The sequence below is a fragment of the Amycolatopsis pretoriensis genome, from assembly GCF_900107925.1.
Classification (GTDB): domain Bacteria; phylum Actinomycetota; class Actinomycetes; order Mycobacteriales; family Pseudonocardiaceae; genus Amycolatopsis; species Amycolatopsis pretoriensis.
This window is the reverse complement of the sequence record NZ_FNUJ01000003.1, coordinates 325,810-341,075: the sequence shown is the minus strand read 5'-3', so window position 1 is coordinate 341,075 and position 15,266 is coordinate 325,810. Positions and strand designations below refer to the sequence as shown.

General features: G+C 71.4%; 19 protein-coding genes. 14 read left to right on the top strand and 5 right to left on the bottom strand.

The window, feature by feature from the left end; all coding sequences use genetic code 11:
- The first annotated feature begins 44 nt into the window (after nt 1–44).
- Together murA and BLV96_RS14065 are read left to right on the top strand one after the other, a co-directional pair.
- Nucleotides 45–1,319 carry a UDP-N-acetylglucosamine 1-carboxyvinyltransferase gene (murA, locus tag BLV96_RS14070; RefSeq protein ID WP_086672624.1) on the top strand — a complete coding sequence of 425 codons (1,275 nt, stop codon included), beginning with the start codon at nt 45–47 and terminating at the stop codon, nt 1,317–1,319.
- A gap of 50 nt (nt 1,320–1,369) precedes the next feature.
- A complete protein-coding gene (locus BLV96_RS14065; RefSeq protein WP_086672622.1) occupies nt 1,370–1,945 on the top strand; it encodes a Uma2 family endonuclease in 576 nt (191 codons plus the stop codon).
- 1 nt (nt 1,946) lies between these two features.
- On the opposite strand, the gene BLV96_RS14060 is transcribed toward BLV96_RS14065, so the two are convergent.
- Nucleotides 1,947–2,534: a TetR/AcrR family transcriptional regulator gene (locus BLV96_RS14060; protein WP_086672619.1), complete on the bottom strand. Its 588-nt coding sequence runs from the start codon at nt 2,532–2,534 to the stop codon at nt 1,947–1,949.
- A 93-nt stretch (nt 2,535–2,627) separates the two neighbouring features.
- Here BLV96_RS14060 and BLV96_RS14055 point away from each other — a divergent pair, with 93 nt between their 5' ends.
- From BLV96_RS14055 to BLV96_RS14040, 4 genes are all read left to right on the top strand, one after another.
- Complete coding sequence (locus BLV96_RS14055; RefSeq protein WP_086672617.1) at nt 2,628–3,047, top strand: nuclear transport factor 2 family protein; 420 nt, start codon at nt 2,628–2,630, stop codon at nt 3,045–3,047.
- Nucleotides 3,040–3,858: an NAD(P)H-binding protein gene (locus BLV96_RS14050; RefSeq protein WP_086672615.1), complete on the top strand. Its 819-nt coding sequence runs from the start codon at nt 3,040–3,042 to the stop codon at nt 3,856–3,858. The genes BLV96_RS14055 and BLV96_RS14050 overlap by 8 nt, the downstream gene beginning before the upstream one ends.
- A complete protein-coding gene (locus tag BLV96_RS14045; RefSeq protein WP_086672613.1) occupies nt 3,855–5,045 on the top strand; it encodes an alpha/beta hydrolase family protein in 1,191 nt (396 codons plus the stop codon). Before BLV96_RS14050 ends, BLV96_RS14045 begins: the two co-directional genes overlap by 4 nt.
- 94 nt (nt 5,046–5,139) lie before the next feature.
- Nucleotides 5,140–6,147, top strand: coding sequence for a hypothetical protein (locus tag BLV96_RS14040; RefSeq protein WP_086672611.1), 1,008 nt, complete (start codon nt 5,140–5,142; stop codon nt 6,145–6,147).
- A gap of 1 nt (nt 6,148) precedes the next feature.
- Here the strand turns inward: BLV96_RS14040 and BLV96_RS14035 are convergent, their stop codons facing one another.
- Together BLV96_RS14035 and BLV96_RS14030 are read right to left on the bottom strand one after the other, a co-directional pair.
- A complete protein-coding gene (locus tag BLV96_RS14035; protein ID WP_086672609.1) occupies nt 6,149–6,772 on the bottom strand; it encodes a LysE family translocator in 624 nt (207 codons plus the stop codon).
- Nucleotides 6,772–7,395, bottom strand: a complete 624-nt coding sequence (locus BLV96_RS14030) for a LysE family translocator (protein WP_086672607.1) — start codon at nt 7,393–7,395, stop codon at nt 6,772–6,774. Before BLV96_RS14030 ends, BLV96_RS14035 begins: the two co-directional genes overlap by 1 nt.
- A 130-nt stretch (nt 7,396–7,525) precedes the next feature.
- On the opposite strand from BLV96_RS14030, the gene BLV96_RS14025 reads away from it, so the two are divergent.
- The 3 genes from BLV96_RS14025 (at nt 7,526) to BLV96_RS14015 (ending at nt 10,686) form a co-directional block, all read left to right on the top strand.
- On the top strand, nt 7,526–8,038 hold the full coding sequence (locus tag BLV96_RS14025; protein WP_086672606.1) for a PH domain-containing protein: 513 nt from the start codon (nt 7,526–7,528) through the stop codon (nt 8,036–8,038).
- Between the two features lie 59 nt (nt 8,039–8,097).
- Nucleotides 8,098–8,586, top strand: coding sequence for a hypothetical protein (locus BLV96_RS14020; RefSeq protein WP_086672603.1), 489 nt, complete (start codon nt 8,098–8,100; stop codon nt 8,584–8,586).
- 84 nt (nt 8,587–8,670) lie between these two features.
- Complete coding sequence (locus tag BLV96_RS14015) at nt 8,671–10,686, top strand: protein meaA (RefSeq protein ID WP_086672601.1); 2,016 nt, start codon at nt 8,671–8,673, stop codon at nt 10,684–10,686.
- Here BLV96_RS14015 and BLV96_RS14010 read toward each other — a convergent pair.
- The gene (locus BLV96_RS14010; protein WP_086672599.1) at nt 10,679–11,221 is read right to left on the bottom strand and encodes a cysteine hydrolase family protein; all 543 of its coding nucleotides are present in this window, start codon (nt 11,219–11,221) and stop codon (nt 10,679–10,681) included. The genes BLV96_RS14015 and BLV96_RS14010 overlap by 8 nt on opposite strands.
- A 72-nt stretch (nt 11,222–11,293) precedes the next feature.
- Here BLV96_RS14010 and BLV96_RS14005 point away from each other — a divergent pair, with 72 nt between their 5' ends.
- The 4 genes from BLV96_RS14005 (at nt 11,294) to BLV96_RS13990 (ending at nt 14,052) form a co-directional block, all read left to right on the top strand.
- Nucleotides 11,294–12,253: a GlxA family transcriptional regulator gene (locus BLV96_RS14005; protein WP_086672597.1), complete on the top strand. Its 960-nt coding sequence runs from the start codon at nt 11,294–11,296 to the stop codon at nt 12,251–12,253.
- Nucleotides 12,250–13,023: an enoyl-CoA hydratase-related protein gene (locus BLV96_RS14000; protein WP_086672595.1), complete on the top strand. Its 774-nt coding sequence runs from the start codon at nt 12,250–12,252 to the stop codon at nt 13,021–13,023. The genes BLV96_RS14005 and BLV96_RS14000 overlap by 4 nt, the downstream gene beginning before the upstream one ends.
- Nucleotides 13,024–13,090: 67 nt before the next feature.
- Nucleotides 13,091–13,591, top strand: a complete 501-nt coding sequence (locus tag BLV96_RS13995; RefSeq protein WP_244180217.1) for a TetR/AcrR family transcriptional regulator — start codon at nt 13,091–13,093, stop codon at nt 13,589–13,591.
- Entirely contained in the window at nt 13,588–14,052 is a 465-nt protein-coding gene (locus BLV96_RS13990) for a DUF2867 domain-containing protein (RefSeq protein ID WP_086672591.1), read from the top strand. The genes BLV96_RS13995 and BLV96_RS13990 overlap by 4 nt, the downstream gene beginning before the upstream one ends.
- Here BLV96_RS13990 and BLV96_RS13985 read toward each other — a convergent pair.
- Nucleotides 14,024–14,569: an NUDIX domain-containing protein gene (locus BLV96_RS13985; RefSeq protein ID WP_086672589.1), complete on the bottom strand. Its 546-nt coding sequence runs from the start codon at nt 14,567–14,569 to the stop codon at nt 14,024–14,026. The genes BLV96_RS13990 and BLV96_RS13985 overlap by 29 nt on opposite strands.
- Before the next feature lie 37 nt (nt 14,570–14,606).
- Between BLV96_RS13985 and nucS the strand changes: the two genes are divergently transcribed.
- Nucleotides 14,607–15,266 (top strand): endonuclease NucS, encoded by a 660-nt coding sequence (gene nucS / locus BLV96_RS13980; protein ID WP_167379600.1) that lies wholly within the window; start codon nt 14,607–14,609, stop codon nt 15,264–15,266.

The following is a 15,266-nucleotide window of genomic DNA, read 5'->3' as shown; positions in this document are numbered from 1 at the left end:
CCCCGCCCGGGCCGAATCCGGGCGAGAGGGCATGATTGGCGGCCATGAGCGAGCACTTCGACGTGCATGGCGGAGCCCGGCTGGTCGGCGAGGTCGACGTGGTCGGCGCCAAGAACAGCGTGCTGAAGCTGATGGCCGCGGCCCTCCTCGCGGAGGGCACCACGACCATCACGAACTGCCCGCAGATCCTGGACGTCCCGCTGATGGGCGACGTGCTGCGGAGCGTCGGCTGCGAGGTCGTCATCGAGGGCGACACCGCCACCATCACGACGCCGGCCGAGCTGTCGCACCGCGCGGACTCGGCCGCGATGGGCAAGCTGCGCGCGTCCGTCTGCGTGCTGGGTCCGCTGGTCGGGCGGCTGAAGCAGGCCGTCGTGGCGCTGCCGGGCGGAGACGCGATCGGCTCGCGCCCACTGGACATGCACCAGAACGGCCTGCGCAAGCTGGGCGCGACGAGCACCATCGAGCACGGCTGCGTCGTCGCGAAGGCCGAGACGCTGGTCGGCGCGCAGATCTGGCTGGACTTCCCGAGCGTCGGCGCGACCGAGAACATCCTGATGGCGGCCGTGCTGGCCGAGGGCACCACGGTCATCGACAACTGCGCGCGCGAGCCCGAGATCGTCGACATCTGCACGATGCTGACCGAGATGGGCGCGAAGATCGAAGGTGCCGGCACCTCGACGCTGACCGTGCACGGCGTGGAGCAGCTGCACCCGACGACGCACAGCGTGATCGGCGACCGGATCGTCGGTGCGACCTGGGCGTTCGCCGCGTCGATGACCCGCGGCGACATCACCGTCCGCGGTGTCAACCCGCACCACCTCGACCTGGTGCTGAACAAGCTGCAGCTGGCCGGCGCCGAAGTCGAGACCTACGACGACAAGGGCTTCCGCGTGGTCCAGCCCGAGCGCCCGAAGGCGGTCGACTGGGTGACGTTGCCGTACCCCGGCTTCGCGACCGACCTGCAGCCGTTCGCGGTGGCGCTGTCGGCGGTGTCCGAAGGGACGTCGATGATCACGGAGAACGTCTACGAGGCGCGCTTCCGGTTCATCGAGGAGATGATCCGCCTCTCCGGCGACGCGCGCACGGACGGCCACCACGCGGTGGTCCGCGGCGTCAAGACGCTGTCGAGCGCGCCGGTCTGGGCGTCCGACATCCGCGCGGGTGCGGGGCTGGTGCTGGCCGGGCTGTGCGCGGACGGCGTCACCGAGGTCTGGGACGTCTTCCACATCGACCGCGGCTACCCGCACTTCGTGGAGAACCTGAACCGCCTGGGCGCGAACATCAAGCGCGTCAGCGGCGAGCCCGACCGGGCGTAGCGCGCACCGGGTACCCTGAGACAGACAAACCGGCTGGCAGGGGGTTGGCGATGACGGCGCTACCCGACTGGATGGTGCTTCCGCCCGAGGGCCTCACGGTCGACGGGTACGAGGCGCTGCCCGAAGAGGTCTGCCGTGCGATCGAGATCGTCGATGGAGCGATTGTCGTGAACCCGGCCCCGCGCCGCCCCCACCAGAAGATCATCCGGCGGATGTCCTACGCGCTCGAAGAGGCGTGCGGGGTCGAACTCGCTGTCGAGTTCGACGTCGACCTGCGCCTCCGGGACGTGCCGCTGCTCAACCGCCGTCCCGATCTGGTGGTCTATGACGCGACCCTGAACGCGGACACCGTGCTGCGTCCGGAGCACTGCGCCCTGGTGATCGAGGTGATGTCGCCGGGTTCGATCACCGCCGACCAGACCGACAAGCCTGCGGAGTACGCGGGCGCCGGGATTCCCCATTTTTGGCGAGTGGAGAACGAGACGGACGATGTCCGCGGACTGACCGTCTTCTGCTATCGGCTCGACCCGACGACCGGCGTCTACACTTCGTCCGGCGCCCACAAGGGAAAGCTGGCGGTGTCCGATCCGTTCGATTTTGCGGTGGATCTGGCCGACCTGCTCTGATTCACACCGCGCCCAGTGCGCGCAGGGCGAACTCCACCAGCCGGTCCAGGTAGTCGGGTTCCGCCGGCGCCTGCCGGACGACCAGCCGCCAGTAGATCGGCGCGGCCAGGACGTCCATCGCCAGCTCCAGGTCGAGGTCGGCGGGCAGCTCGCCGCGCGTGATCGCCCGGCGCAGCATCACCTCGGCGACCTCACGTCGCGGCCCGCCGATGTTCTCGCTGGTGGCCCGCGCCTGCTCCGGGTTCCGCGCGGCCTCGGCGACGAGGTCCGGCAGGATCCGCGAGAACAGCGGGTGGGCCAGCCAGTCGAGCACCGCCTGCAGCGTCGCGCGCAGGTCGCCGCGCAGTGAGCCGGTGTCTTCGAGCACCGCGCGCGACACGCTGAACTCCGTGACGACCGCGGCGATCATCTCGTCCTTCGACTTCCAGCGCCGGTAGAGCGCGCTCTTGCCGACGCCGGCGCGTTTCGCGACGGCCTCCATCGAGAGCCGCCCGTAGCCCTGCTCGGCCAGTTCGTGCAGGACCGCGTCCGTGATCGCCTGCGTGACCTCGGGTTGGAGGACCGCCGCGCCGGTGGGGGTGCGTGCCATGGGCGCAGTCTAGCGGGTGGACGAGACGGTACCGTCCCGGCTATATTGACGTCGGGACGGTACCGTCTCGTCCAAACGTTCAAGGAGGCTGCGATGCGCGACTTCGTCTCCCGCGCGCTCGATCTGCTGCTGAAGCACGACATGGCCGGGTTCGCCGGGTTGTGGGCGCCGGCCGGTGTCCTCGAGTTCCCGTTCGCCGGCCCGGGCTACCCGAAGCGCGTCGAAGGGCGCGAAGCGATCGCCGAGTACCTGCGCGACTACCCGAACCTGCTGGACGTCCGCGAGGTCGTCGCCGAGACCGTGCACGAGACGGCCGACCCGGCCGTGGTCGTCGCCGAGTTCACCCTCGCCGGGGTCGTCGTGGCCACGGGGAAGCCGTACGAGCTGTCCTACATCGCGGTGATCACCGTCGAGAACGGCGAAATCCGGCACTACCGGGACTATTGGAGCCCGCTGGCCGCGGCCGAGATCATGGGCGGCGTCGAAGAGCTGACGGCAGCCTTCGGTGGCTGACGTCCTGGTGCTCGGCGGCACCGGCACGACCGGCCGCCGCGTCGTCGCGTGCCTGCGGGACGCCGGGTTCGCGGCGCGGGCGGCCACGCGCAAGCCGGGCGAGCCCGGTCAGGTCCGGTTCGACTGGACCGACCGTTCCACCCACGCCGACGCGGTGCGCGGGGTCTCCGCGGTGTACCTGCTCGCGCCGATCGGCGAGGCCGCGCCGGCGGGGCTCGTCGAGCCCTTCCTCGACGACGCGCTCGCGGCGGGTGTCCGCCGGGTCGTGCTGCTCAGCTCGTCGGCCGTCACGGCGGACACGCCCGGGCTCGGCGACCTGCAGCGGCTGGTGCGCGCGGCACCGGAGTGGGCCGTGCTGAAGCCGTCGTGGTTCATGCAGAACTTCACCGGCGAGCACCTGGTCGCCCAGGGGGTGCGGGACGGCGAGATCGTCACGGCCACCGGCGACGCCCGGGTCGCGTTCGTCGACGCCGGCGACATCGCGGCGGTCGCCGTCCGCGCGCTGACCGACCCCGAACCGCACAACACCGAACACGTCCTGACGGGCCCGGCCGCGTTGAGCTACGCCGAAGCCGCGTCGGTCATCGCCGCGCGCACGCACCGTCCGGTGCGGCACCGCGCGGTGAGCACCGCTTCGCACGCGGCCTCGCTCACCGCGTCCGGGATCCCGGCGGAGTTCGCCGCGGTGCTCGCGGCGCTCGACGAGGACATCCGGCGCGGTGCCGAAGACCGCGTCACCAGGGCCGTCGAAGAGGTCACCGGCCGGCCTGCCCGCTCGTTCGAAACCTTTGTGGAGGAAGAGATCCGATGAAGCAGATCCTGTTCGAAGAAGACCCGCAGTTCTGGTTCGAGACGCTGCGCCTGTTCGGCCACGCGACCTACGGTGGTTCGGACTTCGGCGAGGTGCTCGCCGCCGCGTCGACCGTGACGGCCGGCGACTACGACAGCTGGCACGACGCCTACCGCGCGCTGGCCGACCGGTTGTACGCCGAAGCGGCCGACGCCGGCCCGGTCACCGCGCGCGACCTGCTGCTGCGCGCGTCGACGTACTACTTCTCGGCGGAGTTCTTCCTGCACGGCGACCCGGCGGACCCGCGCATCGAAGCGGCGTACGACCGCAGCGTCGAGTGCTTCCGGCGCGCCGGTGTCGCGGAACCGGTCGAAATCCCTTACGAGGGAACGGTTCTGCACGGGTACTTCTACCGCGCGCCCGGTGCCGGGCCGAAGCCGCTGCTGCTGATCCACAGCGGGTTCGACGGCAGCGCGGAGGAGTGCCACTTCATGGGCGCGGGGGCGGGCGCCGAGCACGGCTACCACGTCCTGACGTTCGACGGCCCCGGCCAGCCGAGCGCGATGCGGCGCGAGAAGCTCGTGTTCCGGCCGGACTGGGAGCACGTCGTGACGCCGGTGGTGGACTTCGCGCTGGGGCTCGACGGGATCGACGCGGCGCGGATCGCGTTGCTGGGCATCAGCTTGGGCGGCGTGCTGGCCCCGCGCGCGGCGGCGTTCGAGCGCCGCCTGGCGGCGGTGGTCGCGGTCGACGGCGTGTACGACGCGGGTTCGGCGGTGACGCAGCTGCTGCCGTGGCCGCGCGAGGAGATCGTCCGCCGGGCGCGGGCCGCGGAGGACGCGGAGTTCGACGCGATCCTCGCGGCGGGCCGGGAAGCGAGTTCGACGTTGCGCTGGGCGTGCGACCACGGCCGGTACGTGCTGGGCGCGGCGACGGACCGCGAGTTCATCGCGAAATATCTGGAGTACACGCTGGCGGGCGGCATCGCGGAGCGGATCGAGTGCCCGACGCTGGTCTGCGAAGCGGCGGACGACCTGTTCTTCGTCGGGGAGGCGGAAACCGAGCCGCGCCGGCTGTACGACCACCTGAAGGCGCCGAAGACGCTGATGACGTTCACGGCGGAGGAAGGCGCGGACGCCCACTGCCACGTCGGCGCCCAGCGGCTCGCGGCCGGGCGCGTCTACGACTGGCTGGACCGGACGCTCTGACGCGCGGCCGAACGGGTGAACCGGGTCCCGGGGACTCAACGGCGAACGGCGCCGGCGCGTGGTGCCGTCGACCGAGTGACCGAGGGGGACCTTCATGAACCTGTTCAAGCGAACCACGGCGGCGGGGCTGGCCGGGCTGGCCCTGGCCGTCGTCCCGGCGGTTCCGGCGGCGGCCGATCCGGCACCGCCGGGGGCGTCCTGCACCTGGCGGGCCGAGCCGGTCCCGGTACCGCCCTTCGCCGAGCCCCGCTCCTACTACGTCGACGCGACGGACGGCGAGGGGAACTTCTCGGGCCGCACGTTCGTCGGCCAGAGCGCGTTCGGCGTGGTGCTGTGGGAGCACGGCGAGCCGCGGCAGCTCGACCTGCCGGAGGGCTTCGACTCGGCGGTGCCCGCCGGCCAGACCCGGTCGGGGACCGTGCTGGTGAACGCCACGTCCTTCGCGACCACCCCGGCGACCCAGCAGATCTTCCTGTACCGCAACGGAACGTACGAACCGGTCCGGCTGCCCGCGGGCTACCGGAACGCGCGCGCGGACGCGATCAACGACCGCGGTGACGTCGTGGCCACCGCGAGTGTGCCGGGTGGCAGCGTCGTGATCCTGTGGTCGGTGCTCGCCGCGGGGCCGATCGTCATCTCGCCGCCCGAGCTGCCCTGGGCGTCCGCGGTGGACATCGACGAGGACGGCACGATCCTGCTCGGCGACGGGTATTCGGCCTACCTCTGGCGGTCGGGCACCCTCACCCCGCAGCCGCCGTCCCCCGGGACCCCGGTGCTGACCCGGGAGATCAGCAACGGCACCGCCGTGGGCACGGTGCTCGACCCCGCCGGCCCGAAGGCCGTGCTCTGGTCGCAGGACGCGCCGCACCTGCTCGACGGCGGCGGCGAAGCCGAAAGCGTCAACCACCACGGCACGATCGCCGGCCGGCTCGGGGCCTGGGACGGCCCGCCCGCGGTGTGGCAGGGCACGAGCCTGGTCGCGAAGCTGCCGCTGCCCGCCGGCGCGGCTTCGGCGTCGGCCGACCTCATCGGCGACGACGGCACGGTCTTCGGCCGCGGCGACGGCGACACCGGTCCCGTCCGCTGGCGCTGCGGGTCCTGAATCAGCCTTCGAAGACGAGCGCCGCACCGAAGCCGACGAGAGCCGCGCCCGTCGCGCCGTCCATGGCGCGGCGGACGCGGCGGCGCTCCAGCCACCCGCGGACCCGGTGCACGAACAGCAACAGCAGCACCTGCCACACCACGCCGAGCGCCGCGACCGTGTACGCCAGCAGGAGCGAGTCGGCGAACGTCGACGCCGGGGTGAGGAACTGCGGCAGCACCGACAGGTACAGCACGATCACCTTGGGGTTGGTGATGTTCGACAGGAACCCCTCGCGGAACCGGCGGCTCCGGGTGCCGCGGGCGCGGCGGACGTCGTCGAGGGCTTCGTAGTTCCCGCGCCAAGCTCCGCGCAGGGCTTGGATCCCCAGGAACACCAGGTAGGCCGCGCCCAGCCACTTCACCGTCTCGAACAACGGCCGGTAGCGCGTGATCACCGCGCCCAGCCCGAACGCGACCGCCGTGCCCTGCAGGAAGTTCGCGACACTGATGCCCGCGCACGCCCAGCCGCCGCCGCGGGCGCCGCCGGTCAGGGCGTTCTTCAGGACGACCATCGTGTCCGGGCCGGGCATCATCGCCAGGAACGCCATCATCCCGGCGAACCCGAGGTAGGTGCTCCACGTCATCAGGACTCCCACGCGAGGGCGGCGCCGAACCCGAGCAGCGCGGTGCCGGTGACGCCGTCCAGCGTACGGCGGACGCGGCGGCGGCCCAGCCACTCGCGCACGCGGTGCACGAACAGCAGCAGCACCAGCAGCCACAGCCCGCCGAGCACGGCGACCGTGTAGGCCAGCACGAGCGAGTCGCCGAGCGTCGACGACGGCGTCAGGAACTGCGGCAGCACGGACAGGTACAGCACCAGCACCTTCGGGTTCGTGACGTTGGAGAGGAACCCCTCGCGGAACCGCCGGAACCCGCCGCCCCGCCGGCGCTGCGCGTCCCCGACGACGTCGTAGTTGCCGCGGAACGCCCCGCGCAGCGCCTGGAATCCGAGGAAGACGAGGTAGGCCGCGCCGGCCCACTTGAGCGCGAGGAACACCGGCTGCGACCGCGCGATCAGCACGCCGAGCCCGAGCGCCGCGGCGCTGCCCTGGACGGCGTTGCCGGCGAAGATGCCCAGCGACGCGAGCAGTCCGCCGCGGAATCCGCCGGACAGCGCGTTCTTCAGCATCACCATCGTGTCCGGGCCCGGGGCGAGCACGATCAGGACCACGATGAGCAGGTAACTGCCGTAAGCACTCCACGTCACAGCTGCCCACGCTAATTGAGCGGACACGTCCGGTCTCGCGGATTTCGGTCACAGTGCACTGAGCGTGCGCGGGTCCTCGCAGCGCGCTCAGGGCTCGGCGGGAGCGGCCGCGGCAGAGTAGTGTTCGGCCATGTCAGCAGGGGAAATCGATCTTCTACCCGGGGAGCGCGTGCTCTGGGCGGGAGAGCCGGTCCAGCGCCCGTTCTACGTCGCCGCGGACGGGGTGATCGCCCCTGCCGGAGTCATCCTCGCCGTCGCCGCCCTGTGGTTCCTGCTGGTGAAGCAGCCCAGCGGGGGCGCCATGGCCGGGGCGGTCGTCGTCCTGGTGGTCGGGCTCTACGGCGCCGTCGGCCGGTCGGCCGTCCGGTACCTCGCGCTCGGGCGCACGACCTACGCCGTGACCGACAGCCGGATCATCGCGCGCTCGGGCCTGTTCCGGCAGAAGGAACGCTCGAGCGAGCTCGCCGGCCTGCCAGAGCCGGTGCTCAAGCCGGGCCCGTCCCGCACCGGCACGCTTTCCTTCGCCGGGCCGGGAACCGTGACGCTGATGGGCATCGGCGAGCCCAAGCGCCTGCGCGACCTGCTCGTGAAGGCCATCGAGGAGGCCAAGTCCCGCCAGGCGCCGGACAGCTCCGCCGCCTGAAGGCAACCGGCACGGCCTTCTCGTGCGTCTGCCCGGCAACGAACGCCGGGGAGGTCGCCGTGGGGGAGCCGATCATCGTCCTGGAGCCGGGCGAGCGGCTGTTGTGGTCGGGGCGGCCGCGCCGGGTCGTCCCGACCGGCTGGGAGTGGTGCCGGCTCGGCTTCGGCTCGGTCCTGGTGTCGGTCGTGTTCGCCGCCCTCGGCGCCACGTTCCTGTTCCTGGCGACCCTCGGGTTCGCTGTCGTCTGGGGGCCGGTGCTCTGGCGGCTGTGGACGACGCACCGTGCGGTCTACGCGGTGACCGATCAGCGGGTCGTCGTGGCCGACCGCGTCTCGGGCCACACCCGCAAGTGGATGGACCTGACCACCCCGGCGGTCACCTCCCTCCGCCGCGACGGCCTCGGCACGCTCACCTTTCACCCGCTGGTCGAGACGATCGACGTCCTCGGCTTCGGCTTGCCGAAGAAGAACCAACCGCTCCCGATCGTGCTGTCCGCCGTGCCGGACGCCGAAGGGGTGCGTGAGCTGATCGCACACGCCCAGGCCTGAGTCACCCGGACGTGTTCGATTCCACTGCCACGTTAAGTTACCGGTCGGTACACTCGACGAAACGTCCACCGCCGGAGGTGCCCAGTGCCGTACCCAACGGACCGCGAGCGAGACCGACCGTGGGTGATGCGGACCTACGCGGGGCACTCCTCCGCGGCCGCGTCGAACGAGCTCTACCGCCGGAACCTCGCGAAGGGGCAGACCGGCCTCTCGGTCGCCTTCGACCTGCCCACCCAGACCGGCTACGACCCGGACCACCAGCTCTCGCGCGGTGAGGTCGGCAAGGTCGGCGTGCCGGTGTCGCACATCGGCGACATGCGGCGCCTCTTCGACGGCATCCCGCTCGCCGAGGCGAACACGTCGATGACGATCAACGCGCCCGCCATGTGGCTGCTCGCGCTGTACGTCTCCGTGGCGCGCGAGCAGGCCGAAGCCGAGGGCCGGGACGTCGACGAAGTCCTCGCGAAGCTCACCGGCACCACGCAGAACGACATCATCAAGGAATACCTGTCCCGCGGGACCTACATCTTCCCGCCGGGGCCGAGCCTGCGGCTGATCACCGACATGATCGCGTGGACCGTGCACCACGTGCCGAAGTGGAACCCGATCAACATCTGCAGCTACCACCTGCAGGAAGCCGGCGCGACGCCGACGCAGGAGGTCGCCTACGCGCTGTGCACCGCGATCGCCGTGCTCGACGCCGTCCGCGACTCCGGGCAGGTCGAGCCGGCCGACATGGCCAAGGTCGTCGCGCGGATCTCGTTCTTCGTCAACGCCGGCGTCCGGTTCGTCGAGGAGATGTCCAAGATGCGCGCGTTCACCGCGCTCTGGGACGAGATCACGCGGGACCGTTACGGCGTAACGGATCCGAAGGCACGCCGGCTGCGCTACGGCGTCCAGGTCAACTCGCTCGGGCTCACCGAAGCCCAGCCGGAGAACAACGTCCAGCGGATCGTGCTGGAGATGCTCGCGGTGTCGCTGTCCCGCGGCGCTCGTGCCCGCGCGATCCAGCTGCCGGCGTGGAACGAGGCCCTCGGCCTGCCCCGGCCGTGGGACCAGCAGTGGGCGCTGCGCATGCAGCAGGTGCTCGCGTTCGAGACCGACCTGCTGGAGTACGAGGACATCTTCGACGGCTCGCACGTCATCCAGGCCAAGGTCGACGAGATCATGACCGGCGCGCGCGAGGAGATCGCCCGCGTGCAGGACCTCGGGGGCGCGGTCGCCGCCGTCGAGAGCGGCTACATGAAGTCGCAGCTGGTCGGCTCGCTCGCCGAATACCGCCGGGGCATGGAGAACGGCGAGCGGATTCTGGTCGGGGTCAACAAGTTCGAGACGACCGAGCCGTCGCCGCTGCAAGCCGAGGGCGCCAAGGCGATCGAGACGATCGACCCCGCCGTCGAAAAGGCCGCCGTCACGGCGATCGAGGAGTGGCGCACCCAGCGCGACGACGCCGCCGTGGAGCGCTCCCTGGCCGCTTTGAAGGACCGCGCGCAGACCACGGAAAACCTGTTCGAGGCCACTGTGGACTGTGCGCGGGCCGGCGTGACCACCGGCGAGTGGTCCGGCGCGCTGCGCGAGGTGTTCGGCGAATACCGCGCGCCCACCGGGGTTTCCGCCGCTGCTGCCGGTGGCGGTGACCCGCAGATCGAGCGCGTCCGGTCCCGGGTCCGGGAAACCGAGACCGAACTCGGCGAACGGCTGCGGATCCTGGTCGGCAAGCCGGGGCTCGACGGCCACTCCAACGGCGCCGAGCAGGTCGCCGTCCGCGCGCGTGACGTCGGGTTCGAGGTCGTCTACCAGGGCATCCGGCTGACGCCCGAGCAGATCGTCGCGGCCGCCGTGCAGGAGGGCGTGCACGTCGTCGGGCTCTCGGTGCTGTCCGGCTCGCACCTGGAGGTCGTCCCGCACGTCGTCGACGGCCTGCGTGCCGCGGGCGCCGGGGACGTCCCGGTGATCGTCGGCGGGATCATCCCGCCGGACGACGCCGCGCTCCTGACCGAACGCGGCATCGCCCGGGTGTTCACGCCCAAGGACTACGAGCTGACCGAGATCATGGACGGCATCGTCTCGCTGGTCCGGGAGCGCAACGGGCTCAGCTGAGCCCGGCCAGAATGTCCTTTGTGGACTTCACGGTGGCGAACTGGTTGGCGAGGTTCGCCGCCGTGACGCGGTACAGCTCGTCGGCGGTCACCTCCGGGAGGTCGAACGTGAACGTGGCGTCGAGGGCGAAAGTCACGTCATAGCCGAGGTTCCCGCCCATCCGCGCGGTGGTTTCGCAGCAGAAGTTCGTCTGGATGCCCGCCAGGACGAAGCTCGTGATGCCGCGCTTGCGCAGCCACGCGTCGAGGTCGACGTCGCCGAGGAACGCCGAGTTGACCTTCTTGCCGAACACGAGGTCCGGGCGCGCGCCGGCGAGTTCGGGCTTGAAGTCGTTGCCCGGCTGGCCGGGCCGCAGGGGCGAGTCCGGTTTCGCGGAGTCGTGGTGCACGAGCACGACGGGCAGCCGCCGTTCCTGCCACGCGTCGAGCAGCGCCTTCATGTTCGCTTCGGCACCGGGGTTGTTGCGCGGGCCCCAGAAATCCGCCTCGTCGAACCCGCGCTGGACGTCGATCAGGATGAGTGCTGTTTCGGTCATGACGTCGAGTTTCGCGGGCTTTGGGCGCTCGGGGGGAGTGGCAGAAGACGCGCGATGCGGTACTTTCCTGCCATGCGCACCATCGGCGTTCTGCTCCTGCCGGGCACCCGGATGTTCGACCTCGCGGTGATCGGCGAGGTCTGGGGCCAGGACCGCACCGACAGCGGGATCGGCCCGTTCACCGTGCGGTTGTGCAGCCCGGGCCGGGGGCGCACGGCCGTGTCGCCGTTCGGGGACGTCGCGGCCACGCACGGGCTCGCCGGCCTCGACGGCTGCGACCTCGTCCTGGCGCCGGGCCGCGACGACCCGCTCGCGCCGGTGCCGCCGGTCGCCGTCACCGCGCTGCGCCGGGCCCACCGGGACGGGCGCACGGTCGCGGGGCTGTGCTCCGGCGCGTTCACGCTGGCCGCCGCCGGTCTCCTCGACGGCCGCCCGGCGACGACGCACTGGCGCGACTTCGACGCCTTGACCCGCGTCGCGCCGCGGGCGGACCTCCAGCGGGACGTGCTCTACACCGACGACGGCGGCGTCCTGACGTCCGCGGGTGTCGTCGGTGGCCTCGACCTCTGCCTGTACCTGGTGCGCCGCGACCACGGCGCGGACGTCGCCGCTTTGCTCGCGCGCCGGCTGGTGATGCCGCCGGCGCGGGAAGGCGGGCAGCGGCAGTACATCGACAGCCCGGTGCCGGCCGCGACGCAGCCGGGCTTGTCGTCCACAATGGACTGGGCGCTGGCGCGGCTCGGGTCCGGGATCGGCGTCGACGACCTCGTCGGGCACGCGCGGATGAGCGAGCGGACGTTCCACCGCGAGTTCGCCGCGGCGACCGGCGTGACGCCGGGGCGCTGGCTGCGCGTGCAACGCGTCCGGCTCGCGCAGCAGCTCCTGGAGACGACGTCGTTGCCGGTCGACCGCGTCGCGGAGCGGTCCGGGCTGGGCACCGCGGCGAACCTGCGCCGCCGGATGCACGCCGAAGTCGGCGTCGGGCCGGACAGCTATCGGCGCACGTTCCGAAGAGTTACGGTCGAGGCATGACCGAGTACGAACACATCCTGGTCAAGCGCGACGGCGACACCGTCACGATCACGATGAACCGCGCGGCGCGGCGCAACTCGCTGTCCGCGGACCACCTGGCCGAGCTGCTCGCCGCGTTCCACGAGGCCGGGACGTCCGACGCGACCGGCATCGTCCTGGCCGGGGCGGGCCCGGTGTTCTCGGCCGGCCACGACTTCGGCGACGTCGCCGCGCGCGATCTGATGGGCGTGCGCGAGCTGCTCACGCTGTGCACGGACCTGATGAAGACCATGCAGTCGGTGCCGCAGGTCGTCATCGCGCGGGTGCACGGCCTGGCGACGGCGGCGGGCTGCCAGCTCGTGGCGTCGTGCGACCTGGCGATCGCGGCCGAATCCGCGGGCTTCGCGCTGCCCGGCGGCAAGGGCGGCTGGTTCTGCCACACGCCGGCGGTCCCGGTGGCGCGCTCGATCGGCCGCAAGCGGCTGATGGAGCTGGCCCTGACCGGCGACGTCATCGACGCGCCCACCGCGCTGGACTGGGGCCTGGTCAACCGGGTCGTGCCCGACGACCAGCTGGACGACGCCGTCGCGGAGCTGCTGGGCCGCGCGACGCGGGGCAGCCGCGCGAGCAAGACGATGGGCAAGGTGACCCTGTACGCCCAACTCGACCGGCCCGAAGCCGACGCCTACGCGATCGCGCTGGAGGTCATGGCATCGGCGTCGCAGCTGCCGGGCGCCCGCGAAGGCATGGCCGCGTTCCTCGAGAAGCGCAAGCCCTCCTGGCCCGACTGATCCGCAGCTTTCACGTGAAAGCTCCATTTTCGTGCCCGCCGGCCGTACCATACGGTATGGTATGGCCATGGCGAGCAAGCGGGACTGGCTGGACGCGGGGTTGGTGCTGCTGGCGGAGCAGGGCGCGCCGTCGGTGACCATCGAGCGGCTGACCGAGCGGCTCGGCCTGTCGAAAGGCTCCTTCTACCACCACTTCAAGGGCACGGGCGGCTTCCGCACGGCCCTGCTGGCGCACTTCGAGGCCGAGCGCACGACGCGGTTCGTGGAGCAGGCCGACGCGGCCCCGGACGACAGGCTGGGCGCGCTGCTGAAGCTCGTCCTCGCGCCGGGTCCAGGCCTCGGGCTGGAGATCGCCGTGCGGGCCTGGGCCCTGCAGGACGCCGAGGCGAGGGTGGTCCAGGAACGCGTCGACCGGACGCGCGTGGCCTACCTGACCGAGGTCAGCGGCGACGCCGGCCTGGCGCAGGCGCTGTACCTGATCGTCGTCGGCGCCGGGCAGGTCGTGCCGCCGCTGTCCGGGCGGCAGCTCAAGAACGCGTTGGAACTCGTACTGGGGAGACGAAAATGACCGAACCGTTCGCCGAAGGCGCGGACTACGTCGAATTCAAGGAGATCGAGAGCGAGAACAGCCTGCGCGAGTTCGTCGCGGGCGTGTTCGGCTGGTCGCCGGCCTGGGTGAAGGCCCTGTTCGGCGTCCGGTACGTGCTCGCCAAGGCGCTGCGGCTGGACACCGCGTCCGTGCCGCGGTCGGGCCGGCTCCGGCCGGAGGACGTCGGGTTCGCGCCGGGCGACCGGGTCGCGTTCTTCACCGTCCGGGCCGGCGATCCTTCGCGGTACCTCGTCGCGGGCGTGGACGACAGTCACCTGACCGGGTACCTGACGGTCGAAGCGGTGCCCCGCGGGTTCCGGCTCGGCACGCTGGTGCACTTCCACAACCGCGTCGGGCCGGCCTACTTCGCGCTGATCAAACCGTTCCACCACCTGGTGATCCGCGGGATGCTCAAGGCCGGTGCCGCTCGAAGAGCATGAGCTGCGCCCACGCGGCGACCGACTGCGCGTCGGTGATCTCCCCGGCCAGGATCATCTTCTCGAGGTCCGCGCGGGAGAACCACGCGCTTTTCATGTCCTGTTCTTCGTGCTCGCGCTCGGGTTCGCCCTCGGTGATGTCCGTGGCGAGGAACACCCAGCCGCGCTGGCTGCTCATGCCGGCGGCGACGTCGAGCTTGCCGAGCGGCACCATCGAGCCGGCGCGCAGGCCCGTCTCCTCGCGCAGCTCGCGCGCGGCGAGCTCGGCGGGCGGTGTGTCGGCGAGGCCGGGCGCGGTGCCCTGCGGGAACTCCCAGCGGCGTTCGCCGAGCGGGTAGCGGAACTGCTCGACCAGCCGGAACCGGTCGCCGTCCTGGGCGATGACGAGGGCGTAGTCCGGCTTGTCGATCACGCCGTAGACGCCGGCCGAGCCGTCCGGGCGGCGGATGTCGTCCTCGCGCACGGTCATCCAGTTGTTCCGGTACACCTCGCGGGACGCGACACGCTGAATGGGGTCCACGCACCCAGTATCACCGACCCTGTCCTACCCTCCTCGGGTGCGTCTCGTGATCGCGCGGTGCCAGGTCGACTACGCCGGCCGGCTCACCGCCCACCTGCCGATGGCCACCCGTCTGCTGCTCGTGAAGTCCGACGGCTCGGTGTCGGTCCACTCCGACGACCGTGCGTACAAGCCGTTGAACTGGATGAGCCCGCCCTGCTGGCTGATCGAGGACGGCAAGATCTGGATCGTCGAGAACAAGCAGGGCGAGAAGCTGGTGATCTCCATCGAGGAGGTCTTCCACGACTACTCGCAAGCACTGGGCGCGGAGCCGGGCCTGCAGAAGGACGGCGTGGAAGCACACCTGCAGGAGCTGCTGGCCGAGCACATCAAGACGCTGGGCGACGGCTACACGCTGGTCCGCCGCGAGTTCCCGACGGCGATCGGCCCGGTAGACATCATGGCCCGCGACGCGGACGGCAAGTCGGTGGCGGTGGAGATCAAGCGTCGCGGCGAAATCGACGGCGTCGAGCAGCTGACGAGGTATTTGGAGCTGCTCAACCGCGACCCGCTGCTGGCGCCGGTCCAGGGGGTGTTCGCGGCCCAGATCATCAAGCCCCAGGCCCGGACGCTGGCCGAGGACCGCGGGATCCGCTGTTTGACGCTGGACTACGACGAGCTGCGCGGCATCGAGTCCGACGAGTTCCGGCTGTTCTGA